At 68.0% G+C, this 24,940-nt stretch carries 21 protein-coding genes; 8 read left to right on the forward strand and 13 right to left on the reverse strand.

Annotated elements, in window-relative coordinates:
• Positions 1-12: 12 nt before the first annotated feature.
• From LJ754_RS01165 to LJ754_RS01175, 3 genes are all read right to left on the reverse strand, one after another.
• A complete protein-coding gene (locus LJ754_RS01165) occupies positions 13-3,399 on the reverse strand; it encodes an ATP-dependent DNA helicase (protein ID WP_227925409.1) in 3,387 nt (1,128 codons plus the stop codon).
• 92 nt (positions 3,400-3,491) lie between these two features.
• Positions 3,492-6,812, reverse strand: coding sequence for an ATP-dependent helicase (locus LJ754_RS01170; RefSeq protein ID WP_227925004.1), 3,321 nt, complete (start codon positions 6,810-6,812; stop codon positions 3,492-3,494).
• A complete protein-coding gene (locus LJ754_RS01175; RefSeq protein ID WP_227913646.1) occupies positions 6,809-7,252 on the reverse strand; it encodes an MGMT family protein in 444 nt (147 codons plus the stop codon). The genes LJ754_RS01170 and LJ754_RS01175 overlap by 4 nt, the downstream gene beginning before the upstream one ends.
• A gap of 74 nt (positions 7,253-7,326) precedes the next feature.
• On the opposite strand from LJ754_RS01175, the gene LJ754_RS01180 reads away from it, so the two are divergent.
• The 4 genes from LJ754_RS01180 (at position 7,327) to LJ754_RS01195 (ending at position 11,020) form a co-directional block, all read left to right on the forward strand.
• Positions 7,327-8,049 carry a 3'-5' exonuclease gene (locus tag LJ754_RS01180; protein WP_227913645.1) on the forward strand — a complete coding sequence of 241 codons (723 nt, stop codon included), beginning with the start codon at positions 7,327-7,329 and terminating at the stop codon, positions 8,047-8,049.
• Between the two features lie 244 nt (positions 8,050-8,293).
• Positions 8,294-9,274 carry a methionine ABC transporter ATP-binding protein gene (locus tag LJ754_RS01185; protein WP_227925005.1) on the forward strand — a complete coding sequence of 327 codons (981 nt, stop codon included), beginning with the start codon at positions 8,294-8,296 and terminating at the stop codon, positions 9,272-9,274.
• Positions 9,271-10,050 (forward strand): methionine ABC transporter permease, encoded by a 780-nt coding sequence (locus LJ754_RS01190; protein WP_227925006.1) that lies wholly within the window; start codon positions 9,271-9,273, stop codon positions 10,048-10,050. The genes LJ754_RS01185 and LJ754_RS01190 overlap by 4 nt, the downstream gene beginning before the upstream one ends.
• A 130-nt stretch (positions 10,051-10,180) precedes the next feature.
• Complete coding sequence (locus LJ754_RS01195) at positions 10,181-11,020, forward strand: MetQ/NlpA family ABC transporter substrate-binding protein (protein ID WP_227925007.1); 840 nt, start codon at positions 10,181-10,183, stop codon at positions 11,018-11,020.
• 76 nt (positions 11,021-11,096) lie between these two features.
• On the opposite strand, the gene hemL is transcribed toward LJ754_RS01195, so the two are convergent.
• The 8 genes from hemL to hemE all read right to left on the reverse strand — a co-directional run bounded on the left by hemL (position 11,097) and on the right by hemE (position 19,845).
• Positions 11,097-12,437, reverse strand: a complete 1,341-nt coding sequence (gene hemL / locus LJ754_RS01200; protein ID WP_227925008.1) for a glutamate-1-semialdehyde 2,1-aminomutase — start codon at positions 12,435-12,437, stop codon at positions 11,097-11,099.
• Complete coding sequence (gene hemB, locus LJ754_RS01205; RefSeq protein WP_227913638.1) at positions 12,437-13,420, reverse strand: porphobilinogen synthase; 984 nt, start codon at positions 13,418-13,420, stop codon at positions 12,437-12,439. Before hemB ends, hemL begins: the two co-directional genes overlap by 1 nt.
• A gap of 33 nt (positions 13,421-13,453) precedes the next feature.
• Positions 13,454-14,317 carry a uroporphyrinogen-III synthase gene (locus LJ754_RS01210; protein WP_227925009.1) on the reverse strand — a complete coding sequence of 288 codons (864 nt, stop codon included), beginning with the start codon at positions 14,315-14,317 and terminating at the stop codon, positions 13,454-13,456.
• Between the two features lie 24 nt (positions 14,318-14,341).
• A complete protein-coding gene (hemC, locus tag LJ754_RS01215; protein ID WP_227925010.1) occupies positions 14,342-15,298 on the reverse strand; it encodes a hydroxymethylbilane synthase in 957 nt (318 codons plus the stop codon).
• Positions 15,298-16,494, reverse strand: a complete 1,197-nt coding sequence (locus tag LJ754_RS01220) for a ferrochelatase (RefSeq protein ID WP_442860298.1) — start codon at positions 16,492-16,494, stop codon at positions 15,298-15,300. Before LJ754_RS01220 ends, hemC begins: the two co-directional genes overlap by 1 nt.
• Entirely contained in the window at positions 16,491-17,198 is a 708-nt protein-coding gene (hemQ, locus tag LJ754_RS01225; RefSeq protein WP_227925011.1) for a hydrogen peroxide-dependent heme synthase, read from the reverse strand. The genes LJ754_RS01220 and hemQ overlap by 4 nt, the downstream gene beginning before the upstream one ends.
• A gap of 74 nt (positions 17,199-17,272) precedes the next feature.
• A complete protein-coding gene (gene hemG / locus LJ754_RS01230) occupies positions 17,273-18,781 on the reverse strand; it encodes a protoporphyrinogen oxidase (protein ID WP_227925012.1) in 1,509 nt (502 codons plus the stop codon).
• Between the two features lie 2 nt (positions 18,782-18,783).
• The gene (hemE, locus tag LJ754_RS01235) at positions 18,784-19,845 is read right to left on the reverse strand and encodes a uroporphyrinogen decarboxylase (protein WP_227913631.1); all 1,062 of its coding nucleotides are present in this window, start codon (positions 19,843-19,845) and stop codon (positions 18,784-18,786) included.
• 143 nt (positions 19,846-19,988) lie between these two features.
• Between hemE and LJ754_RS01240 the strand changes: the two genes are divergently transcribed.
• On the forward strand, positions 19,989-21,332 hold the full coding sequence (locus LJ754_RS01240; protein WP_331460620.1) for a glutamyl-tRNA reductase: 1,344 nt from the start codon (positions 19,989-19,991) through the stop codon (positions 21,330-21,332).
• Positions 21,333-21,360: 28 nt separating this feature from the next.
• Here the strand turns inward: LJ754_RS01240 and moeB are convergent, their stop codons facing one another.
• A complete protein-coding gene (moeB, locus tag LJ754_RS01245) occupies positions 21,361-22,551 on the reverse strand; it encodes a molybdopterin-synthase adenylyltransferase MoeB (protein ID WP_227925013.1) in 1,191 nt (396 codons plus the stop codon).
• Positions 22,552-22,670: 119 nt separating this feature from the next.
• Here moeB and LJ754_RS01250 point away from each other — a divergent pair, with 119 nt between their 5' ends.
• Genes LJ754_RS01250 through LJ754_RS01260 form a run of 3 tightly spaced genes read left to right on the forward strand, consistent with a single transcriptional unit; the run spans position 22,671 to position 23,866 of the window.
• On the forward strand, positions 22,671-23,285 hold the full coding sequence (locus LJ754_RS01250) for a TetR/AcrR family transcriptional regulator (RefSeq protein ID WP_227913629.1): 615 nt from the start codon (positions 22,671-22,673) through the stop codon (positions 23,283-23,285).
• 45 nt (positions 23,286-23,330) lie between these two features.
• The gene (locus tag LJ754_RS01255) at positions 23,331-23,555 is read left to right on the forward strand and encodes a DUF3107 domain-containing protein (protein ID WP_227903616.1); all 225 of its coding nucleotides are present in this window, start codon (positions 23,331-23,333) and stop codon (positions 23,553-23,555) included.
• Positions 23,556-23,566: 11 nt separating this feature from the next.
• Positions 23,567-23,866: a hypothetical protein gene (locus LJ754_RS01260; protein WP_227925014.1), complete on the forward strand. Its 300-nt coding sequence runs from the start codon at positions 23,567-23,569 to the stop codon at positions 23,864-23,866.
• Positions 23,867-23,959: 93 nt separating this feature from the next.
• Here LJ754_RS01260 and LJ754_RS01265 read toward each other — a convergent pair whose 3' ends face one another.
• Positions 23,960-24,670, reverse strand: coding sequence for a ferritin-like fold-containing protein (locus LJ754_RS01265; protein ID WP_227925015.1), 711 nt, complete (start codon positions 24,668-24,670; stop codon positions 23,960-23,962).
• Positions 24,671-24,940: the final 270 nt, after the last annotated feature.

Here is a 24,940-nt window from a genome sequence, read left to right on the forward strand (position 1 = left end):
GGCACTTTCTGATCAGAACCCGGCTGACGGACGTTCGGCTGCCGCGCCGATGATCTGCTCCAGTTCGGCCTCGTCCGCCAGGTTGTACGGCCGGATGACCTTGTCCGCCGCCACGTAGTAGAACGCGGCACGGACCTTTTCCAGGGGCACGCCCTTCAGCCGGGACCAGGCCAGCCGGTACACGGCAAGCTGCACCGCCCGAACATCGAGCTTGGCCGACGACGGCGGAGCGCCGGTCTTCCAGTCGATCAGGTCCCACGTGCCGTCGGCATCCTGGAAGACGGCGTCGATGCGGCCGCGCACGACGACGGCGTCCACCTTGGTCTCCACCGGCACCTCAATGTAGGACGGGGTCCGCTGCGCCCACTCCGAGGACTCGAACGTGGCGATCATGTCCTCGAGCTGGTAGGCCTCGTCCACGTACGCATCCGCGGCCCCGGGATACTCATCGATGTCCAGCATGCCGCTGGTGCCGAAGAACTCTTCCACCCAGGCATGGAATGCCGTTCCCTTGCGCGCGGCCATGCCGGGCTGGCGGGGAACCGGGCGGCGCAGCTGCCGGGTCACCTCAGCCGGGTCGTCCTTCAGGTCCACCAGCATGGACGCCGAGATGTGGGCGGGCAGTTCCACCTGCACCACCTCGTTGGGCGGGCGGTGCCGGGCAAGCAGCAGCTGCGTCTCCCGGCTCCAGCGTCCGGGCGCCTGTCCAGCCGGATCGTTCCCTGCGCCCTGTTGCTGTTGCTGTTGCTGTTGCTGTTGCGCGGCGCCTATAACGGCCTGCGCTGCCGCTTCCATCCGCTGCCGGCGGGAGCCCAGCGGATCCACCGGCCATACTGCGCGTTCAGCCTCGGCAAGGGCGGGATTCTCCGTGCCCTCTTCCTCTGGTGTGACCCAGCGTTCCAGGTGGTAGCCCGGCGCCCCCGCCTGTTCCAGTTCGTACAGGTCCTGGAGGTAGCGCGAGGGGCCCAGCGGCTTGGAGCGTCCGCCGCCCCAGGCGGAGGAGGTGCAGATCAGCACCGACTTGGCCCGGGTAAAGGCGACGTAGGCCAGCCGGCGCTCCTCCCGCTCGGCGTGGCCCTTGGCGTCTTCGCTGAAGAGCTTCTCGCTCTCCAGCCAGGACTTCTGGTCAACCTGTTCCCAGTCCCACTGCGGCAGGTCCAGGCTGTCGCCGCGCAGGGTCCACGGCACCGAGGAGTCGCCGCTGCTCCAGCGTGAATCCTTGTCGCTGGGAAAGGATGCTTCGTTCAGGCCCGGAACGGCCACAATGTCCCATTCCAGCCCCTTGGAGGCATGCACGGTCAGCAGCTGCACCGCTTCCCGGCTGGGTTCGAGCGGGGTCACGGGCAGGCCGTTTTCTTCGGTGTTCGCTGCTTCCAGCCAGGCCAGGAACGCGGCCAAATCCACCCGTTCCGAGGACGAGCTGAAGGTTGCTGCGGCGTCGATGAAGGCGTCCAGGTTGCGACGGGATTCGTGCAGGGTGACGCCGGGCTTGGCTGCCACCTCGATGTCCAGCAGAATCCGGCGCTCCACTTCCCCGATGAGGGTGGTGAGGTCCTCCCCCACAAAGCCGCGCAGGTCCCGCAGCTCGTTGCGCAGCAGCGTCAGCCGGCGCAGTCCTTCCTCGGAGAGGGACCGGCCGGCATTGGACACCCAGCCCGGGCGCGGCAGGGAATCCACCGCTTCAACCAGGCTGCCGGCTTCCACCAGGTCCGCCTCGACCACCAGATCCGGCCCTTCGTCAGGTCCGTGGATGTCTGCTGCGTCCGCCACCCGGACTGCGCGTTCGCGGACCCGCACCAGGTGCCGGGACCAGTCGGCCAGGGCCATCAGGTCCGCCGGGCCCAGGCGCCAGCGGGCTCCGGCAAGGATGCGCAGCATGGAGTCCGAGCGTCCCGGGTCCCCCAGTACCCGCAGGACGGCCAAAAGATCCACCACTTCCGGTGTGGACAGCAGCCCGCCCAGGCCCACAATCTGGACCGGAATGCCGCGCAGTTCCAGTTCCTTGCGGATGGGTTCGAACTGCTTCCGGCCCCGGCAGAGGACCGCGACGGTGGGCCACAGGACGTTGCGGCGGTCGTCGTACTCCGCCTTTTGCTGCCGGTGCTTGGCCACCAGTTCGGCTACGGCTTCGGCTTCGCCCAGGATCCGTTCCTGGCCGTGCCGGCCCGGTTCCACGGAAACGTCGCTGAGGTAGCGTCCGAGGTACACCTCGCCGATGGGCGCGCTGGGCCGGGCCTGCAGCTCGGGAACATACGGCAGCCGCTGGTGCTTGAGCCACGGGGCCACGCCGTTCAGCGGGGAGGACACGGTGTTGGCGGCTTCCAGCACGGAGGTGGCGTTGCGCCAGGCCACGGACAGGTTCGCCAGCGGCGCCAGCGCCCTCCCCTCCTGAGTGGTCAGCGGGAACTTCTCCCGGAAGGTGCCCAGCTGCCCGGCGGACGCGCCGCGGAATCCGTAAATGGACTGGTGCGGGTCTCCCACCGCCGTGACCGAACGCCCGTCGCCGAACAGCTTGGAAAACAGGACCATCTGCGCATGCGACGTGTCCTGGAATTCGTCCAGCAGCACCACTTTGTATTTGGCGCGTTCCATCTCCACGGCTTCCGGGATGGTGGACGCAATGCGGGCGGCCAATTCCACCAGGTCGCCGAAGTCCAGCTGCCGGCGCTCGGCCTTGGCCTGCCGGTAGGCCTCCACCAGTTCGGTGACGGAAATGCGGGTACGCAGCCGGTTGAGCAGCTTCCGGGCCGCCTGGGTGGGTTCCTTGGGCTTGCCGAACTGGTACGGCAGCACGGACACAGCGTCCACATGTGCCTGCAGTTCCGCCCGCACCTCGGCCGGGGTGCGCAGGTGCTCGGAGCATTCCCCGGCCATCTGCAGCACGGCCGAGACCAGGGTCGATTTGGCTGCGGTGAAGTGTTCGTAGTCCCCCGAGTACGCCTCCACCACTTCGTTGGCCAGCTGCCAGGACTGCGCACCGCCAAGCATCACGGAATCACGTTCCACGCCTATCCGCAGGCCGTAGTCATTCACGATTCCGTTGGCGTAGGAGTGGTAGGTGGAAACAGTGGGTTCCATCCGCTCCTCGCCGCTTTCGTCCGGCTCGCCTGTCCCGCCCGCGCCGTCGAGCTGGCGGTACAGCATGTTCAGGCGCCCGCGGATCCGGGTGGCCAGCTCACCGGCGGCCTTGCGGGTGAAGGTCACCCCGAGGATCTGCTCGGGCCGGACCAGTCCGTTGGCAACGAGCCAGACGACCCGGTCCGCCATGGTTTTGGTTTTGCCCGACCCGGCACCGGCAATCACCAGCAGCGGTTCCAGCGGGCCCTCGATAATGCCGATCTGGTCTTCGGTGGGGTACTGCACCGGCGCGTGGGGTTCGGTATGCAGCAGCTCCGCCATATCCCGTGCCGAGTAGCGGGGAGCCCCTCCCTCCGGCAGGGCGCCGTCCGGGCGCTCATTGGTTCCCGATACCTCGTCGGTTACGGAGGCACTCACTCGGTGACCTGCTTTCCTTCAGCGCACAGTGGACAGATTTCGGGCAGCCGGCAGCCGTTGCCGCCAAAGCCGCTCCGGCCGGGATCATGGACAGTTTCGAAGAACGCGGCCGACATCAGCCGCGCTGCCTCGGCCACCATGTTCCGCGCCGTGGTGTCGTTCGGGTCCAGTGCCGGCTGCTCCTGCACGGATACTCCCTTGTTGGAGGTTCCCAGCTGCACGAGGGCCGCTCCTCCCGGTACCCGCGGGGCATCGGGCAGCGCCCCCTCGCGCACGGCTTCCTGGTAGGCCGCCAGCTGCGGGTGGCCCTGCAGGTCCTCCTTCTTGGGCGCCGATTTCCCGGTCTTCAGGTCGACGATAAACAGCCGTCCTTCAGCATCGACTTCCAGGCGGTCGATCTGGCCGCGGAGCAGGGCAGTACGCACCGCGCCGTCGATCTCCACCGGCAGCTCCACCTGGAAATCCTGCTCGACGGCAGCCAGCGAGCGGCCGCTGCGGCGCATGGTGATGACATATTCGGCCAGTTTGCGGACCATGGATTCGGCCCGCTGGAGGTCCATCCGGCCTTCCCAGTTGTCCTTCATGCCCAGCGACGGCCAGCGCCTCTCCAATTCCGCTACGTACTCGTTCCCCGTCGCGTCCGGCATGTCCTGGGCGATGGCATGCACCAGGGTTCCCAGCGAGCGGGCGAAATCCGTCGCCTGCTCGCCGCCGGCCGCGGAAACGAACCAGCTGAGGGGCGACTTCAGTACGGCGTCCACCTTGGAGGGCGAAACGGGGATGGAAGCTTCCGGAGGAAGGATGGGCGCTTCGGTGGACAAGGGCGCCAGCCCCCACCACTGGCGCGGATCCGCCGCCGGGACGGGCACCTCGTGGTTGAGCATGGTTCCCAGGTGATGCGCTGCTTCGGCAGCGCCGTCGGGGTCGATGTCCGGCTGCTGGACAAACCGGCGCAGCTCCGAAACCAGGGAACGCAGCGTGCTGGGGCGCAGCACCTCGGTGCGTTCACGTTTCTCGGCCCCGGGTTCCAGCGGCGCCACCAGGTCCAGGAACTGCGAGGGCTGCTCATCCTCGGAGGAGACGGCGGTGCAGATCAGGAGTTCACGGGCACGCGAAACGGCGGTGGAGAAGCTGCGCAGCTCGTCGAAGCGGATGGACTGCATCAGGGTCAGCGGGCTGCGGTGGGCACGGAAATTATCCCCGTGTTCCACTGCCGCGACCAGTTCGCCGCTGCCCAGCAGTTCACCGCGCAGCCGCAGGTTGGGCCACACATCCTGCTGGATGCCGGCAACAATCACTACGGGCCACTCCCGGCCCGCCGCACTGGCCGGTGTCAGCAGCTCCACGGCCTCGCGCCGCTGGGCGCGTGCGGCCAGGGTGTCCATGGGCAGTTCCGAACTGGTGAGGTAGTCCAGGAACTGCGCAGGGGTGGAACCGGGCAGCTGGTCCACATAGCGTTCGGCGGTCTGGAACAGGGCCATGATGGCGTCCAGGTCCCGGTCTGCCCGGGAGGCCGTGGGCCCGCCGGCCAGGGCGGCCTCGGCCCACTTCTTGGACCACCCGGAGGCGGACCACAGGGCCCACAGCACGGTTTCGGCAGTGGCGCCGGGTTCGACGGCGGCGCTGCGTCCGGCCGTGATCATGCCGGCAATGCGCTGGGCGGCCAGCCGCGCATCCCAGGTGAGCCCTGCCAGCGCGCGGCCCGACGCGGATTCCGGCTCCAGCAGCGATTCCACCAGCAGGGCGTCGCTGGTGCGTCCGCCGCCGGCACCAAGTTCTTCCCGGCGAAGCGCCTGCCGCAGGCGGCGGAGTTCCAGTGTGCTGGCACCACCGATGCGCGAGGTCAGCAGGGACACAGCGAGTTCGGGGGTGAGCAGGTCCGGGTCGAGGACGACGGCGTACGCGTCCAGCAGGGGCCGGACCGCGGCTTCGTCCCGCACGGCTTTTTCAGCCACCGGCACCTTGACCTCAATGCCCTGCCCGGTGAGGTACCGCTGCAGGGCGGCCAGCTGGCCGCCGGTCCGGACAATAACGGCGATGTCCTCCAGCGAGCGCCCGTGCAGCAGTTGCGCTTCAAGGATCCGCTGGGCCACGTAGCGCTGCTCGTGCATGGGCGAGTCCACCACGTGTGCCTCGGCGGCCGGAACTTCCGGGGCTGTCCCGCCCGTTTCAACTGCGCCCGTAACGGTGTCATCAGTAACCTCGTCACCCGGGTGGGCAGGGCCGGCAGCGTCAGCGGTGGCAGCAGTCCCCGGGTGCCGGGCATCGGCAACGGCGCTGCGGTAGGACGGCAGCCCGCCCACAACGGAGATGCGCGATGCAGTGCGCGTCCAAGCCCCGGCAAGCGGACCGGTCAGCCGGTGCGAGGTGGTCAGCACCCGGGTCTGCAGCCGGCCGCCGAACCGTTCGCCCAGCCGGCCGACCAGATCCGGCCGGGCCCCGCGGAAGCCCTGGACCACGGTGTCCGGGCAGGCTGCGGCGATGGAATCCCCCGTGCCGGCCAGCACGGCATAGAGGCTGTGGATGGCCGGGTTGGCTTCCTGCAGGTCATCCACCAGGACCAGCTGCTGGCGTTCTTGTTCCGCGGCCAGGAACTCCGGGTCGGAGCGCAGGATGTTCAGGGCGGAGGTGATGATGCCGGCCGGGTCGAAGGACTCGGGCATCCGCAGGTCCAGGACGTCCCGGTACTCGGCGTAGAGCGCAGCGGAGGCCACCCAGTCCGGCCGGCTGTGCCGCTCCCCCAGCTCCCGCAGCTCCCCGGCGGAGATCCCGTACTCGATGACCCGGTCGAACAGCTGCCGGATCTCCTGCCGGAAGCCCCGCGTGCCCAGGGCCAGGTCCAGGCCCTCGGGCCAGGGCAGCTGCGGGACGCCCTGCTCGCCGTGGCCGGCCAGCAGTTCCTTGATGATTACATCCTGTTCGGCACCGGAGAGCAGCTTGGGTGCACGGGTGATCCAGGGCAGCCGGCCCTCGGTCTTGGCCCGCCGGATAAGGTCGAAGGCATAGGACGCCCAGGTCCGGGCCGGCGCGGTACTCAGCGTGCCCTGCAGCCGGGCCGAGAGCGCGTCCCGCAGGGAGGCTGCGGCCAGCCGGGAGGGTGCCAGCAGCAGCATGCGGGAGGGATCCAGCCCGTCCCGTTCAATCCGGGCGACGGCGGCTTCCACGAGCACGGTGGACTTTCCGGTGCCGGGGGCGCCGAGGACCAGTACGGGCCCGCTGCCGGTCTGCAGGTCCACCACGGCCTGCTGGTCGGCGCTAAGCTGCGGCGCCTCTGCTGCCGCTGCCGCCGGTCCGACTAGTTGGAGTTCAACGCTCATGGTTCCACTTCATCATGTCCCGCTGACATTCCTGATATTGCGGTCCCGTCCGGTCCCGACGCGCCGCCGGCGTGCGGCGAGGGGTGCAGCGACATGTGCAGGGCTTGCACTGCCGCCCATTCCGCATCGTTGGGCTGCCAGCGGGCGGCACCGATCAACACGCGGTAACCGGCGCCGTCGTCGTCGGCAGTTCCGCGCACGGGCGTGCCCTCGCGCCGATAGTGTTCCCATGCCCGGGCCTCGTGGCACCGCGGCGGCTGCCCGGATGCGCGCAGCACCCGCCACCAGCACACTTCCGAGCCGCGGGCCGACAGTACGGCGCCCACCTGGCGCGGCCCTCCTGCGCCGAGCAGTTCGGCAATGTCACCGTAGGAGAGCACCTTTCCGGGCGGAATGAGATCCGCCACACCCAGCACGGCATCGGCATAGTCCCTGCGCATATCCGTAGCGTACCGAGGCACCCGCACGCCCCGCGAATTCCGGGAATGTCACTGCTCGCCGGTAGGTTTGTTGCATGAACAGCTGGCATGAACTTCCCCGGGCGGCATTCGACCTGGAGACCACCGGACGGGACCCGCAGACCGCACGGATTGTTACCGCATCCATCATCCTGGTCAACGGCAGGGGCGAAACCCTGCAGCACCACGAGTGGCTGGCCTGCCCGGAAATCCCCATCCCCGAGGAAGCCGCCGCCATCCACGGCATCAGCAATGAACGGGCCCGCGCAGAAGGCGGAGACCCTGCGGCCGTCACGGCCGAGGTTGCCGATGTGCTGGCCGGCATGTTCGCCGCCGGCATTCCGGTGCTGGCGTTTAACGCCTGCTACGACTTTACCGTGCTGGCCCGCGAGTGTGAGCGGTTCGGGCTGGCCGTTCCGAATCCGGTACCGGTCATTGACCCGTACATCCTGGACAAGCAGGTGGACCGGTTCCGCCGCGGCAAGCGCACGCTCACGGCCATGGCCGAGCACTACGGCGTGGGTTTCGAGAACGCGCACACGTCCGCTGCCGACGTTGCCGCCACCTTGTCCGTCGCCGCGGTGATGGCGCAGAAGTACCCGGAGCTGCAGTGCGACGCCGTCACGCTCCACCAGGCGCAGGTCGGCTGGGCGGCCGGCCAGGCTGCCAGCTTCCAGGAATTCCTGCGGCGGCGGGAACCGGAAGCCGTGATCGACGGCAGCTGGCCGTTCCGTCCGGCCCCCGCATCCGCACCCCTGTCGGTCCTTGACCCGGCCTAGCGGGCGCCGTCACGGTTCTTCACAGGCGCCCGCCGTGGCGGGGCGCCGGTTGCCTACATGCCATACTGGATGTTGTGTTTGGCGCTGATGGCGCCCCAGGCGGACCGCGCTTCTGCGCGCACCTACCGTCTCGCGCCACGTGATTGGCAGACACCCTCCGCACGGCCGGCTTCAGGCACGGCACGATTATGTGCCTTCTCCACCATGCCCCCGGTCCGGCCGTTTACGCACATGACGAGGACCAATGATTACAGTTTCCGACCTCCGCAAGGTTTACCGGCAGGGTGAGCGCACCGTCACGGCCCTGGACGGAGTAAGCCTGCGCGTGCCGAAGGGCTCCATCCACGGCATCATCGGCCATTCCGGCGCCGGCAAGTCCACCCTGGTGCGGTGCCTGACGCTGCTTGACCGGCCGACGTCGGGCTCGGTCACCATTGACGGCCGCGAGCTCACCGCCGTGAAGGACTCCGAGATCCGCGCCGCCCGCCGCCGGATCGGCATGGTGTTCCAGCACGCAAACCTGATGGATTCCCGGACCGCGGCAGCGAATATCGCGCATCCGCTGGAACTGGTCGGAACGAAGAAAGCCGCCATTGAGGTGCGCGTCCAGGAGTTGCTGAAGCTCGTTGGCCTGGAGGGTTTTGCCGGCGCCTATCCCGCGCAGCTCTCCGGCGGCCAGAAACAGCGCGTTGGCATTGCCCGTGCCCTGGCCGCGGACCCGGATGTCCTGCTCTGCGACGAGCCGACGTCCGCCCTGGACCCGGCCACCACCGATGACATCCTGGACCTGATTTCCGACCTCACCCGCCGGCTGGACCTGACCGTCCTGATCATTACGCACGAGATGAACGTGGTGAAGCGGATCTGCGACTCGGTGTCACTGCTGGAAGCCGGACGAGTCGTGGAACACGGCCCGCTGCGCGAGGTCGCTTCCGACCTGCGCGGCCGCCTGGCCAAGCAGCTTATTCCGCTGCCGTCCACTCCCCCGAGCCCGGGCGGTCCCGTGCTGGAACTGCTCTTCACCGGGCAGACCACTTCGGACCCCGTCCTTTCGGCCCTCACCCGCCGGTTCGACACCGACGTCAATGTCCTGGCCGGCAGCGTCGAACTCCTGGCCGGCACCCGTTTCGGCCGCCTGCGCATCCAGCTGGATACCCACACAGATATGACCGCCGTCCATGAATACCTTGCCCTGCAGGGCGTCGCCGTGGAGGTGGCCGCATGAACTTCCTGACCGAACTGTTCGACAATCCCGGGATCACCAAAGCCCTTCCCGAAGCAGTGGTCGAAACCCTGCAGATGGTCGGCATCTCCGGCTTCTTTACGCTCCTGATCGGCCTGCCGCTCGGCGTTTTCCTGCACACCAGTGCGCCGGGCGGGCTGGCGCCCCTGCGCGTCATCAACCGCATTGTCAGTGACGTCATCGTGAACATCACCCGGTCGGTTCCGTTCGCCATCCTGATGGTCACCCTGATTCCGCTGGCCCGGCTCGTCACCGGCACCTCCATCGGCCCGGTGGCCGCCTCGGTGTCGCTGAGCATCGCCACCATCCCGTTCTTCGCGCGGCTGGTGGAAAACGCCTTGCGCGATGTGTCCGGCGGCAAGATCGATGCAGCCCTGGTGATGGGATCGACCAAAATGCAGGTCATCTCCAAAGTGCTGCTGCGTGAAGCCCTCCCAGGCCTCGTAGCTGCCCTGACCACCACGCTGGTGACCCTGGTGGGCTACTCCGCGATGGCCGGCATCATCGGCGGCGGCGGACTGGGCCGGCTGGCCTACAACTACGGCGTGCAGCGCTTCGATACCCAGGTCATGGTGGTCACCATCGTCATCATCGTGGCCCTGGTGCAGGTCATCCAGCTCGGCGGTGACTGGTTCTCCCGCCGGGTAGACCACCGGTCCGCTTCAGGCTCCGCACGACGGCGCCGCCCCGCTGCCGCGGTAACCGGCCTCGGTCCTGCCGCCACGCGCGCCGGCGACCGCGAACAGACCACGGTCTAGCCCCTCGTTTTTGGGAACGGTGTGACGGCCTGCCGAAGTACCGTTTCCGATTCTGCAGCCAGTAGCCGCTAGCTGCACAGCACCCGAACAGCGGAGTTCCGCCTCGGGTTACCCGAAAGGAACGCATTCGATGCGTAAAGCACTTACCCTCGTTGCCACCGGTGTGGCCACGGCTCTGGCGTTGACGGCTTGCGGTGGATCCGATTCCACCCCCAGCGCCGTGGAGAGCCTGGACCCCGCCAACCCGGTAACCCTCACCGTGGGTGCCAGCCCGGCACCACACGCGCGGATCCTGGAATTTGTCCGTGACAACCTGGCCGAAGAAGCCGGGCTGGAGCTGGAAATCCAGGAGTTTGACGACTACATCACGCCGAATATCTCCCTGAACGACGGCGACAGCGACGTCAACTACTACCAGCACCTTCCCTACCTCGAGTCCCAGATGGAAAGCCAGGGCTACGAGTTCGAGCACGGTGCCGGCGTCCATGTGGAGCCGTACGCTGCGTTCTCCGAAAAGCACAAGGACGTCGCCTCCATTGAAGACGGTGCCCGTGTGATGGTCACCAACGATCCGTCCAACCAGGCCCGTGCCCTGAAGATGCTTGAAGAGGCCGGGCTGGTCGAGGACATCGCCGATGATTCCTCGGTGCTGACCCTGACCGATGAGCAGAACCCGAAGAAGCTGGATTTCCAGGAGAACCAGCCCGAACTGCTGGTCAATGACCTGGGCGATCCCACCGTGGACCTCGCGATCATCAACGGCAACTACATCCTGGAAGCCGGTCTGAGCACCGATGACGCGCTGGTGGTTGAATCCGTGGAGGAGAACCCCTACGCCAACTTCCTGGTCTGGAAGGCCGGCGCTAAGGATGCCCGGATCGACAAGCTGGAAGAACTGCTGCACTCCCCCGAGGTGAAGGCCTTCATCGAAGAGACCTGGCCCAACGGCGACGTGACGCCCGCGTTCTAGCAGCACAGCGAAATATGCCCCGCACCGGTTCCGGTGCGGGGCATATTTTGTTTACTGCTGTTCCGGCTTCGCCCTGTTATTCCGGCTTTGCCTGCGCTGCAGCCTTCGCAGCGGCCGGCAGCGCCTCGTAGATCCGGTTCATCGCGGCGTCGTCGTGGGCGCCCGAGAGGAACCAGGCCTCGAACACGGACGGCGGCAGGTACACGCCGGCGTCGAGCATCGAGTGGAAGAACGGCCGGTAGCGGAAGGCTTCCTGCGCCTGGGCCTGCTCGTAGTTGTGCACGCCGGTGGCGGAGGTGCCGAACGCGACGCTGAACAGGCTGCCGGCCCGCTGGATGCTGTGGTCTACGCCGGCCTTGTCCAGCTCGGCGGACACCGCGGCGGAGAGCTCGGCGGAGCGGGCGTCCACGGTGGCGTAGACCTCTGCGGTGGCGGCCTTCAGCGTGGCCACGCCGGCTGCCATGGCGATCGGGTTACCCGAGAGGGTGCCGGCCTGGTAGACCGGGCCCAGCGGCGCCAGGTAATCCATGACGTCGGCACGGCCGCCCAGGGCGGCCACAGGCATGCCGCCGCCGATGACCTTGCCGAAGGTGAACAGGTCCGGTGTCCAGCGCTCCGTTGTGCCGGCGGCGCCGCCGGTCAGGCCCCAGTAGCCCGCCGGCCCCGTGCGGAAGCCGGTAAGGACCTCATCCAGGATCAGCAGGGCGCCGTTTGCGGCGGTGATCCGGGACAGGGCGGCGTTGAAGCCCTCGTCCGGGGTGACCACGCCCATGTTGGCGGGAGCGGCTTCGGTGATGACCGCGGCAATGTCCGTGCCGTGCTCGGCGAATGCCTTTTCGACGGCGGCAACGTCGTTGTACGGCAGCACCAGCGTTTCGGCGGCCGTGGCTTCGGTGACGCCGGCAGAGCCGGGCAGTGCCAGCGTGGCCAGGCCGGATCCGGCGGAGGCCAGCAGCCCGTCCAGGTGGCCGTGGTAGCAGCCGGCGAACTTGATAACCAGGTTCCGGCCGGTGTAGCCGCGGGCCAGCCGGATGGCGGTCATGGTGGCTTCGGTACCCGTGGAAACCATCCGCAGGCGCTTGACGGCCGGCACCCGGTCCATGACCAGCTGGGCCAGCTCGGCTTCGGCCGGGGTAGAGGCACCGAAGGACAGGCCCCGGTCCACCGCGGCGTGTACGGCGGCCAGCACGTCCGGGTGTGAGTGGCCCACGAGTGCCGGACCCCAGGAGCAGACCAGGTCCACGTACTCGCGGCCTTCGGAGTCGGTGATGTACGGGCCCTTGGCCGAAACCATGAACTTCGGCGTACCGCCCACGGAGCCGAACGCCCGGACCGGGGAGTTCACGCCGCCGGGCATCAGGGCCCGGGCACGGTCAAAGAGTGCTTCGTTGGACGAGGGTGATACAGGTGAGGACATTACTTGCTTTCCTTCAGCCAGGCCGCCAGCTCGGTGGCCCAGTAGGTGAGAATCATGTTCGCGCCGGCCCGCTTGATGCCCAGCACGGACTCTTCGATGGCCCGGCGGCGGTCAATCCAGCCGTTGGCGGCGGCAGCTTCAATCATCGCGTACTCACCCGAAATCTGGTAAGCGCCCACCGGGACCGGCGACATGGCGGCGACGTCGGCCAGCACGTCCAAGTAGCTCATGGCCGGCTTCACCATCACCATGTCGGCACCTTCTTCAAGGTCCAGCTCCACCTCGAGGAGAGCTTCACGGCGGTTCGAGGCGTCCATCTGGTAGGTGCGGCGGTCGCCCTGCAGCTGGGAGTCCACGGCCTCACGGAACGGGCCGTAGAACGCCGAGGCGTACTTCGCAGCGTAGGCGAACAGGGACACATCCTGGTGCCCTGCTTCGTCCAGTGCCTGGCGGATGACGGCAATCTGGCCGTCCATCATGCCTGACGGGCCGAGCACGTGGGCACCGGCGCGGGCCTGCTCCACGGCCATCCGCCCGTAGATTTCCAGGGTGGTGTCATTGTCCACCACACCGTTTTCATCCAGCACGCCGCAGTGTCCGTGGTCAGTGAATTCGTCCAGGCATACATCGCTCATGATCACGAGCTCGTCGCCGACTTCCTCGCGCACGGCTGCGATGCCGCGGTTGAGGATGCCGTTGGGATCGGTGCCGGCGCTGCCGACTGCGTCGCGCTCGGCCGGGATGCCGAAGAGCATAATGCCGCCCACGCCCAGCTCCACGGCTTCGGCGGCGGCCTTCTTCAGGGAATCCATGGTGTGCTGGACGACGCCGGGCATGGAGGTCAGCGGGTTGGGTTCAGTAATGCCCTCGCGGACGAAGGCGGGAAGGATCAGCTCGGCCGGATCCAGCCGGTATTCGGCGGTGAGGCGCCGCATGGCGGGGGTGGTGCGGAGCCGGCGGGGACGGTGCTGGGGGAAGCTCATAGAGGTAATCTGCCTTCCGGTAAAGAGAGGGAACTAGGTGGTAGGACCCGTAGACATAGCAACGGAGAGTGCCTGCGCTATTCCCGCCGGGGTCGGCTGCTTCGCCACAGCGTGCGGGCCGGCGCCCAGCTCACGCATCCGCGCGGCAGTGCTCTCGCCGATGGCTACCAGCAGTGTTCCGGACGGGACGGGGGAACAGCGGCGGACAAAGCGGCGGGCGATGCTCGGGGAGGTCAGGACGACGGCGCGCTTCCCTGCCGGTGCGGACGCGGCGAACGCGTCGGGGTCCAGCAGGTCCGCTCCCTCGGCGGCGGGGGTGAAGCGGACGCCGGGGGCCGGGTAGTCCACGGTGCAGTAAGCGGTCACCGCTCGCACGTCCCAGCCGAGCGAGGTCAGCGCCTCGTTCAGGGACGGGTCCGCAATGTCCGCCTGGGGCAGCAGCACCCGCAGGTCTCCGCCCTCCGGATCGGAGCCGGACGGGTCCGGCCAGGACGCCGCCAGGCCGCGGGCGGACTGGTCCGCTTCCGGCATGAAGTCGATGTCGAAGCCGATCTCCTCCAGTGCCTGCCGGGTGCCGGCGCCCACCGCCGCAATCCGGGTGTCCGCGGGAACGACGGCGGCCGGGCTGATGCCCAGCCCGGCGCAGCGCCGGGTGACGGCCCGGACGGTGGTCACCGAAGTGAACACCACCCACGCGAACCGCCCGGCCCGCAACGAGTTCAGGGCCCGGTCCAGCGCGGCGGTGTCCGCCGGGAACTGGAAGTCGATCAGGGGCATCAAGGCCACGGAGGCCCCGCAGTCCTGCAGCTCCCGGACCATGGCCGAAGCCCGGTCCGGGGTGCGGGGAAGGACAACATTCAGGCCGGCGAGGTCCGGGCCGTTGTGTTTGGCTGCCATGTCAGCAGGTCCGGGTGCGGGGCATCAGCTGGCAGGCAGGTCGGTGAGCGCGGCGGCTCCCGCCGCCAGCAGCTCCTCGGCCACCTGCACGCCCAGGGCGCGGGCAGCGTCTTCCGTCAGTTCACCGGTGACGGCGGTGCGGCGCAGCAGCCGGGTCCCGTCATCGCTGCACACCACCGCCTCAAGCGTGATGCTTTCGCCGGCCACGCGGGCCAGCGCTCCCACGGGCGCCGTGCAGCCGGCTTCCAGCCGGCCGAGCATGGCGCGTTCGGCGGCAACCGTCAGGCGGCTGTCGCGGTGGTCGTAGGCTTCGAGGGCCTTCGCCAGCGCTCCGCCGTCGGCGTCCTCGTCCCGGCATTCCACCGCGAGTGCTCCCTGTCCGGGGGCGGGCAGCATGACGGCGGGATCAATGAATTCGGTGACCATGTTCAACCGGCCCAGTCGGGCCAGGCCGGCCGCAGCCAGCACCACGGCGTCGAGGTCGCCGGGGGCACCTTCCACCAGGCCGGCCACCCGGCCCAGCCTGGTATCCACGTTGCCGCGGATATCCACGATCTCCAGGTCCGGGCGGGCCGCACGCAGCTGGGCGGCGCGGCGCGGGGACCCCGTGCCAACCTTCGACCCGGCCGGCAGTTCCACCAGCGTAAGGCCGTCACGGGCGCACAGGACATCGCGGACGTCCACGCGTTCGGGGATGGCAGCCAGGGCCAGTCCGGGGGCCGCGGCGGTCGGCAGGTCCTTGAGCGAGTGCACGGCAACGTCGCAGTCCCCGCGCAGCAGCGACTCGCGCAACGCGGCAACGAACACGCCGGTGCCGCCGATCTGGGACAGTGCCGCACGGTTGACGTCGCCTTCGGTGCGTACCCGCACCAGTTCGACTCCGAAACCGCCCAGCGCTGCCAGGGATTCGGCCACGGTGGTGGTCTGCGTGACCGCCAGCGCGCTGCCGCGGGTACCGACCAGGACGGGCGAATGTGCCACTACTGGATGCCCACGGTGGAGTCGGCGCCGGCAATCGTCGGCTTCTCGCCGCGCAGGTTGGCGCAGCAGCCGGGGCGGCAGACGTCGTACCAGGGACCGAGCTTGGTCATTGCGGGCCGCTCGGAGATGTTGTTCTCCACGGTTCGTTCCTCCACGAGGTCCACGAGGCCCGACACAAAGGTGTCGTGGATGCCGGGGGTCGGCGTGCGGTCAGCGGCCAGGCCGAGTTCGCGGCAGGTGTCCATGGCCTCGGTGTCCAGGTCCCAGAGCACTTCCATGTGGTCGCTGACGAAACCGAGCGGAACAATGACAACTCCGTTGACGCCCTTGGCCGGAAGGTCGGCAATGGCGTCGTTGATGTCCGGTTCCAGCCAGGGAATGTGCGGGGCACCGGAGCGGGACTGATAAACCAGCTGCCAGTCCATGCCGGCTGCTTCCGGGATCCGATCCATGATGGCCCGGGCGTTGGCCAGATGCTGGGCCACGTAGGCGCTGCCCTCTTCGAATTCCCGGTCGCGCGGGCCGGAAGCCTCGGCGTCCGCCGTGGGGATGGAGTGGGTGGAGAAAAGGATTTCGATTTTCCCATCCGTGATGCCCCGGGAATCAAGCTCCGCCCGGACCTTGGCCACGGATTCACGCACGCCTTCCACAAACGGCTCCACGAAGCCGGGGTGGTCGAAGTACTGGCGGACCTTGTCCACCTGCAGCTTCTTGTCCAGCCCGGTCTTGAGCAGGTTCATGCCCAGGTCCTCGCGGTACTGGCGGCAGCTGGAGTAGGAGGAGTACACGCTGGTGGTGACCATCAGCAGGCGGCGGTAGCCGGCGGCGTAGGCGTCCTTGAGTACGTCTTCAATGTAGGGATCCCAGTTGCGGTTGCCCCACAGGACCGGAAGTTCGACGCCGCGGCGGGCAAGCTCGCCCTCCAGCGCAGCCTTCAGGGCGCGGTTCTGTTCGTTGATGGGGCTGATGCCGCCGTTGGCCCGGTAGTGGGTGGCCACTTCCTCGAGCCGTTCGTCGGGGATGCCGCGGCCGCGGGTGACGTTGCGCAGGAAGGGAATGACGTCTTCCTGGCCTTCCGGGCCGCCGAAGGAGGCGAGCAGGATGGCGTCATAGTGCTTCGGGGCCATGCGGCCGTTTTCGTCCACGCCCTCCAGCGGGTTGAATTCGGCGGGCTCATTGGAAACGGCGGATGTCATTTGAGTACCTCGGCAACTTCGGCGGCCGGGATACGCCGGCCGGTATAGAACGGGACTTCTTCACGGACGTGGTTGCGCGCCTCGGTGGCGCGCAGGTGGCGCATCATGTCGACCAGGTCAACCAGGTTGGGAGCTTCGAGGCCCAGGATCCATTCCCAGTCGCCCAGCGCAAAGGAAGCGACGGTGTTGGCCAGGACCTGGGGGAAGTCGCGGCCCAGCATGCCGTGGTCGCGCAGCATCTTGCCGCGTTCCTCGGCGGGCAGCTGGTACCACTCGTAGGAGCGTACAAACGGGTAGACGCAGATCCAGGCCTCCGGTTCGATGCCGCGGGCAAAAGACGGCCAGTGGTTCTTGGAGAACTCGGCGTCGCGGTGCACGCCCATGGCAGACCAGGCGATCTCGGTGCCGGCGAACAACATGCTGCGCCGGATCTGGCGCAGCGCCGCCTGCAGTGCTTCCGGTGCACTGCCGTGCAGCCAGACCATCACATCGGCATCCACGCGCATGGCGGAAACGTCGTAGAGGCCGCGCAGCGTGACGTTGTTGGCACCCAGGCTCTCGGCAAGGGTTTCGAAGGCTTCAACGGCGCCGTCGGAAACGGGTGATTTCGGGGTGGAGGACCGCTTGAAAACGGTCCATAGGGTAAAGAACTGTTCTTCGTTGCCGGCGGCTCCGGCGGCGCTCGTTTCCATCGTCTCACTCATGATTAACAGTCTGCCCTTTGCAAATGGGTAAGTCGAAACAATGCACTTCTACAAAGCGTAGAAAGTGCTGAACATCACACCCGCAGCAGTGCCTGCGACAGGCCTGCCATCCGGCTGCGGGTGTCGGCCGTAACGGCGGCCAGTCCGGTGCCGGCCAGCCAGGCGCCGACGGCCTCCAATCCGGGGACCTCGGCTACGGCGGCCCGGACCCCTGCCACCCGGTCCTTGTGTCCCACGGCTGCCGAGGGCAGGGCGCCGACCCAGCGGACCACGTCCCAGCCCACCACGTCGTCGGTTCCGATGGTCACCTGCAGCAGGGCCGAGGCGTCCGCCACGGCTTGGCGGAACAGGTCTTCGTCGGCACGATCCACCTGCGAGGGGCCGGCTGCGGCATCGTCCGCGGACAGTGCCCGGCCGTAGGACAGGCGCATCACGTGCGTGCCCGGACCGGTGGATTCGGCCAGCCACTGCCACTTGGCGGTGGCGTGGGTCAACGCCTTGGCGTCCACGCCCTGGACTTCGCGCGCCACCAGGACGCCGGTGCCGCGGGGCATGGCGTCCAGTTCCGGCAGGTCCACCACAAGGGTCACCAGCGCGACGCCGGGACCCGGGGAGGGGCGGTAGGACGACACTTCCGGCAGTGCCTGGGACATCAAGTCCACTGCGGCGGGGCCGTCGGAAGCCACAACCACGGCGTCGGCGTCGAGCTCCTGCGTCCCTGATCCGTCAGTGACGCGCACCTGCCAGCCGGCGTCACCGCGGACCAGCGCCTCGGCGCGGGTTCCGGTGAGCAGGCGCACACCTGTTTTTTCCAGGTCCCGGACCAGGGCGTCGGTGAGCGTGCCCATGCCACCTCGGAGTCCGGCCACGGCCGAACCGGCGGGAGCGGCGGCGCGCAGGGCACCGGCTGCTGCGGCAAGGGAACCGTGGCGGGCCACGGCGGCACGCAGTCCCGGCGCCACCGAATCAACGTCCAGCGCATCCGGATCGGAGGAATAAACGCCGCCCACCACGGGGGCAACCAGCCGGCGGAGCACTGCCTCCCCCATGCGGGTGCGGACCAGTTCGCCCAGACTCATTGACTCCCGCCGGTTCAGGGAGCCAACCGGCAAAACCTTGTCCAGGACGGCACGGGCCGCACCCACGCGTCCCAGGGCGCGGACAATGTCCGGGTCCCGCGGATCGGCGGGGATGCCCAGGATGCCGCTGGCAGGCATCCGCTGCGCTCCCGAGGGGAGGTCCTCCGCGGGCAGCTGCAGCCAGGAACCGCCGGGATTGGGCAGGACCACGGCGTCCGCCAGGCCCAGTTCATTGATCAGCTCCGGGACGGCGGTGGACCGGGTGGCGAAGGATTCGGCGCCGCTGTCCAGGCGGATGCCGGCTACTTCGTGCCCGCCGACGCAGCCGCCAAACCGGTCCGCTGCTTCGAGAACCGTGACGCTGATCCCGGCACCGGCCAGGTCACGCGCCGCGATCAGGCCCGAGATGCCGCCGCCTACGACAACGGCCGAGCGACCGGCGGTGCCGGGCCGGGCAGCGGCTTTGCCGGACTTGTCCGGTTTGGCAAGGAAACGGTTGGGCATGGTTACGGCTCCACCGAATGAATCAGTTCAACCACCCGCGTCAGTACGGCGGCATCGGTTTCCGGCGGCACGCCGTGGCCCAGGTTGACCACGTGCCCCGGGGCGGAGGCACCGGCGGCGAGGACGTCGCGCACGTGCGCTTCGAGGATGGGCCAGGGGGCGCTGAGCAGTGCCGGATCAATGTTGCCCTGCAGCGGCGTCGTGCCCCCGAGCCGGCGGTTGGCTTCGTCCAGCGGCAGCCGGTAGTCCACGCCTACCACGTCCACGCCGACGTCGCGCATGGCTACCAGCAGTTCCGAGGTGCCGGTACCGAAGTGCACCAGGGGTGCGCCGAGGCCGCGCACATGGTCCAGGGCGCGCGCCGAGGCGGGCGCCACATGTTTGACGTAGTCAGCCAGGCCCAGGGAACCGGCCCAGGAGTCGAAGAGCTGCCCGGCACTGGCACCGGCTTCAAGCTGCGCGCGCAGGAACATGCCCGAGGCGTCAGCCGCCCAGTTGGTCAGCGCCTGCCATGCATCAGGGTCGGCGTGCATCATGGTGCGCGGGCCCAGGTGGTCCCGTGAGGGCTTGCCTTCCACCATGTAGGCGGCAAGGGTGAACGGGGCGCCGGCGAATCCGATCAGCGGCTTGCTGCCCAGTTCCGCGACGGTCAGCCGAACCGCTTCGCGGATGGGTTCCAGCGCCTCTTCGGTCAGTTTCGGCAGGGCGGCGACGTCGGCCGCAGTGCGCACGGGCGACCCGAGGACGGGTCCGACGCCGGGGACAATGTCCACGTCCACGCCGGCCAGCTTCAGCGGAATCACAATGTCGGAGAAGAAAATGCCGGCATCCACGTCGTGGCGGCGAACCGGCTGCAGGGTGATCTCCGCTGCCAGCTCCGGCCGCAGGCAGGATTCCAGCATGCCGATCCCCTGCCGGGCCTGCAGGTATTCAGGCAGGGACCGTCCGGCCTGACGCATGAACCATACCGGGCGGCGGCTCGGCTTGCCGCCGCGGTAGGCAGTGATCAGGGGGGAATCGGCCGTGCGGCCATCCTGCAGGGGATGAGTGGCGCTAAGAGTCATACCTTGATTCTCTCCAAAATCCGGGCCAATCGATAACCGGCACCTCCGAAGGACCGCCGGTGTCCCTTCTCACACCCTTAAAGCCCGGTTTCGGACCGGGCCGGTTAAGGGATCCTGCCGGGGGTGGCTACTATTGACCTACTGTGGTTCTACTTTCCCTCATTGCTACGCACACCGACGTAGACCTGGAAACTGTCGCCCGCCTTAGCGCCGGCGCATCCGAGGTCCCGTCTTCGCTGGTCGATTCCGGAACCGCCGTTACCGGCTCCGTTGTCCTCGCTACCTGCAACAGGTTGGAGGTGTATTGCGAGGCACCCTCGGAAGCCGACGTTGAAGCAGCCCGCTCCGCCGTCGTTGCGGAAATCAGCCGGCAGTCCGGCATGAGCGAGGACAAGGTGTCCCGCTCCTTCGCCACCAACACCGGCGAATCCGTGGCCCAGCACCTTTTCGCCGTAGGCGCCGGACTGGACTCTGCCGTGGTCGGGGAACGCGAAATCGCCGGACAGGTGCGCCGGGCCCTCATCGAGGCGCAGGAAAAAGGCACCGTCTCCGGCGGCCTGAGCAGGCTGTTCCAGACCGCTTCCCGCACCGCCAAGGACGTTGGCGCACTAACCGCCCTCGGCAAACGGGGGCTTTCCATTGTTTCCGTTGCCCTGGGCCTGGCCACGGACCTCTCCGAGGACACCGACTGGTCACGGAAGTCTGTGGTGGTCTTCGGCACCGGAGCCTACGCCGGAGCCACCATGGCCCTGCTCAAAGAGCGCGGCTGCACCGACATCAGCGTCTACTCCTCCTCCAACCGGGCCGAGTCCTTCGCAGCATCCCGCGGCGGCCGGCCGCTGACCCGCAAGTCGCTGCCCGCAGCGCTGGCGGGCGCCGACGTCGTCATCGGCTGCAGCGGCAGCGACAGCCAGGTCAGCGCCGAGGACGTACGCAAGGTCCGGGAAGCAGCCGGCAAGCCGCTGATCATCATCGACCTGGCCCTCACGCATGACTTCGATCCCGAGGTCCGCGAGATCGACGGCGTCGAACTCATCACCTTGGAGTCCGTCCGTCTGGCTGCTCCCGCGGAGCAGGTCGAGTCCCTCAAGCAGGCCTCCGCCATTGTGGCCGACGCCGCGCAGAACTTCTCCAAGCAGCAGCTCAGCCGTGAAATGGACTCGGCCATTGTGGCCCTGCGCCGGCATACCCTGGACGTACTGGATTCGGAGCTTGAAAAGGTCCGCGCCCAGCACGGCTGCACCGGTGCTGCCGAGGAAGTGGAGTTCGCCATGCGCCGCATGGTCAAGCAGCTGCTCCATGTCCCCACGGTCCGGGCACGGGAGCTGGCTGCCAGCGGCCAGCAGGAGGACTACATCCGGGGCCTCGAAGCCCTGTACGGCATCACTGTGGGCCGCGCCGACGCCGGGACCGGCAAGACCGACCCCAAGGCTGCAGAGCCTGAGGCCGCCGGCGGCGACGACACCGTGGAGCCCAAGTCCGCCTAGCACCATTCCGGCAGATGCCGGCTGCGCCTCAGTAGACCGGTTTTTCCGGCTCCACCCTGCGCACCCATTCCAGGATCCCGCCGCTGACGTTGTAGACCTCCGGGTAGCCCTCGCTGCGCAGGTAGGCGGCCACCTCCGCGGACCGTCCGCCGGACTTGCAGTGGATGTACAGCGGCCGCCCGTGCTCAGGCCGGATCTCCCCCGCCAGCACCGAGGCCCGCGGCGCCAGCCGGGCGCCGTCGATGCGCACAATCTCGTACTCCCCCGGTTCGCGCACGTCCAGCAGCTCGAAGTCCCGGAGCCCGGCGTTCCGCTCCGCCAGCAGCTCATGCAGCTCCGCCACATCCACCTCGGCGGCAGGGTCCGCCGGCTCCGGCGGCGCGATCCCGCAGAAGCCCTGGTAATCGCCCAGCTCAGTGACCGGCGTTGCCGCCGGGTCCCGGCGCACCTTCAGCTCCCGCCAGCTCATGTCCAGGGCGTCGAAAACCAGGACCCGGCCCAGCAGGGTGCGGCCGGTGCCGGTGATCAGTTTGATGGCCTCGTTGGCCATGACCGACCCGATCTGCGCGCAGAGCACTCCCAGCACTCCCCCTTCCGCGCAGGAGGGTACCGAACCGGGCGGCGGAGCCTGCGGGAAGAGGTCCCGGTAGGTGGGACCGTGCGCGCCCCAAAACACGCTGACCTGCCCGTCGAAGCGCAGGATGGAGCCCCATACATAGGGTTTGCCCAGGATCTCGGCGGCGTCATTGACCAGGTAGCGGGTGGCGAAGTTGTCCGTACCGTCCACCACCAGGTCATAGCCGGCGAAAATGTCCAGCGCGTTGGAATTATCCAGGTGCTCCCGGTGCAGGATGACGCGCACCAGCGGGTTCAGCTCGGCAATGGCTGCCGCGGCGGATTCTGCCTTCGGCGTTCCGACGTCGGATACCCCGTGGATCACCTGGCGCTGCAGATTGGAAACGTCCACGACGTCGTCGTCCACGATGCCCAGGGTCCCCACGCCCGCGGCGGCCAGGTACAGCAGCACCGGCGAGCCCAGCCCGCCGGCCCCGACCACGAGCACCTTCGCGTTCTTCAGCCGCCGCTGCGCGGGTGCCCCGAACCCGGGGATGATCAGGTGCCGGGAGTAGCGTTCGGTTTCTTCCCGGGTCAGTTCCCCGCCCGGCGCCGCCAGGGCCGGCAGCCGGCCCGCGGAGTGGGGCGTGCTTGCTATGGTCATGAAGTCCAATCTAAGCCACGGGTATGGCCGTTGGCCCTGTCGCCGCCAAGACCCGTGGGTAAACTAATGGTCATTGTCCGTGCAGCTTCAGTGCTCCGGAACTGTTGAGAGGTCCACCAGTGAGTAACCAAGCAGCCGGCAAACCGGTCCGTCTCCCCAGGGAGGAACGCCGCCGGCAGCTGCTGAACGCAGCCCAGGAGGTGTTCGTCAGCAACGGCTTCCATGGTGCCGCCATGGACGAGATCGCCGAAGCGGCGCATGTGAGCAAACCCGTGCTGTACCAGCACTTTCCCGGCAAGCGCGAGCTGTACATGGCTCTGCTGGACAACCATTTGAACACCCTGACCGAGTTCCTGGACACCGCCTTGAAATCCACGACGGACAACAAGCTGCGCGTCCGGGAAACCATGCGTGCCTATTTCCGCTTCGTGGCCCAGGACAGCCAGGGGCACCGGATGGTTTTCGAGTCCGACCTGACCTCGGACGCAGAGGTCAGCGCCCGGATCGAGGAATTCAATGCGCGCTTCGCCAGCAGCATTGCCGGGGTGATTGCCGAAGACACCAAGCTTTCGCAGGTGGAGGCCACCCTGCTCGGGCGTGCCCTGGCCGGCATGGCGCAGGTGAGCGCCAGGTACTGGCTGGAAACCGACGGCGACTTGGACATCGATGCCGCGTCCGAGCTGGTTTACCGTTTAGCTTGGCGCGGAATCAGCCGGTTCCCCAAAGAGATCTAGAGTAGATTTCGAATTAGTTCTTAATCGTTAACAGGAGGCACCACGGTGGAAGTAAAAATCGGCATTCAGAACGTAGCCCGCGAAATTGTCTTCGAGTCCGGCCAGAGCGCCGATGAGGTTGCCGACGCCGTGGAGCAGTCCCTGGCCAGCGGCGCACTGCTGCGGCTCAAGGACGTCAAGGGCCGGCTCATCGTCGTTCCCGGTGCCTCCATCGGCTACGTGGAAATCGGTGCCGAGGAAGTACGCCGCGTCGGTTTCGGCGCCCTCTAACCCGCGTCCCCATGCTGAGCCTGACCCTCGTTACGCTGGTGGCCCTGGCCGCGGGCTTCGCTGTATGGGCTGCCGACCGGCACCGCGACCGGTACGGTGCCCTCCTGCTCCCCGGCATCTCCGTAGTTGCGTCCCTGCTGACGTGGCTTGGGCTGCAGGCTGCCGGCGCGGCGTCTTTCGAAGCTGACTGGTTGGGCTGGGCCGTTCCGGCGGCCGTAGCCGTCCTGGCTCCCATGGTTGCCGCCGTTCCCATCGGCCGCAGCCGCGGGGCTGCGGATGCATCGGAGACCGAACGCATCCTGCGGCTCTGACGCACGGCAGAACGCTTCAGCAAACCTTCAGCGGGAGGCGGCGCGATGCGCCGCCTCCCGCTGTGCTTGGTTCTCCGGGTTTTGGGTTGCGCCTCAGGCGGTCAGCCCGAGCAGGCTCATGCGCTTTGAGTGGTTGCGGGTCAGCTGGGCGGTAAGGCGCTTGATCTCGGCGTCGAGGACGTCCTGTCCCCCGCCGTCGACCAGTCCGGCCAGGAAGGCCCGCTCGATCGCCACGCGCTGTGCCTGGGTGAGTGCTTCGCCCACCAGGCGCCGCCCCCACAACGCCAGCCTCGAGGCCAGCCGGGGGTCATCCGCCAGCGCTTCCCGCAGCCTGGACAGGAGGATTTCGCCGGGCTGCTCGGTGGCCTTCAGGCCTTGGATCAGGCTGTTGGTCTCGGCATCCAGGCGCGAGGCCACGGAAGCGTAGAAATCGTCGGAGATGGCGTCGGTAACGTAGAACTTCATGAGCGACTCATACCAGTCGGCGGGCCTGGTCCGGTCGTGGAAGGCATCCACGGAGGGCTGGAAAGGCCGCATGGCTGCTTCCGGGTCCACGCCCATGGCGCTCAGCCGCTCGCAGATCAGTTCGAAGTGTGCGTACTCGTGGACGGCCAGGCGTCCCAGCGTTGCCCTGTCATGCAGGGTGGGCGAGAACCGGGCGTCGGAGGACATGCGTTCAAAGGCCGAAAGCTGCCCGTAGGCAATGGCCCCGAACAGATCGGTCAGGAAGCGCTGGTAGGTCTCGCCGGCGGCTGCCGGGCCGGAGGCATCCTCCGGCAGGTCCGAATGGTGCCCGTTAGTCATACCCGCCAGCGTACCTTCCCGCAGGTGTCCCGGGCGCAGCGGCGGCGCCTGCACCGGCGCGGCATGCGCTGACGGCCAGGGGGTGTGGGTAGACTGGGAGTGTAGTTATTGGATGCCCGGTCGTTTTTGAATCTTTGACCAGACCCGCAAACCCTACGCGATCTTGAATTTTCGGCCGCCGCCGTGGCCAACGGAGCACTAGGCGGCCCGCAGTTGTTAGCCCGCGATCGGCTTCCGCTGGACGCACCGCGTGCGTGCCATCCGCTCCGG

The sequence above is a fragment of the Arthrobacter sp. zg-Y40 genome (genome assembly GCF_020731535.1).
Classification (GTDB): Bacteria; Actinomycetota; Actinomycetes; order Actinomycetales; family Micrococcaceae; genus Arthrobacter_B.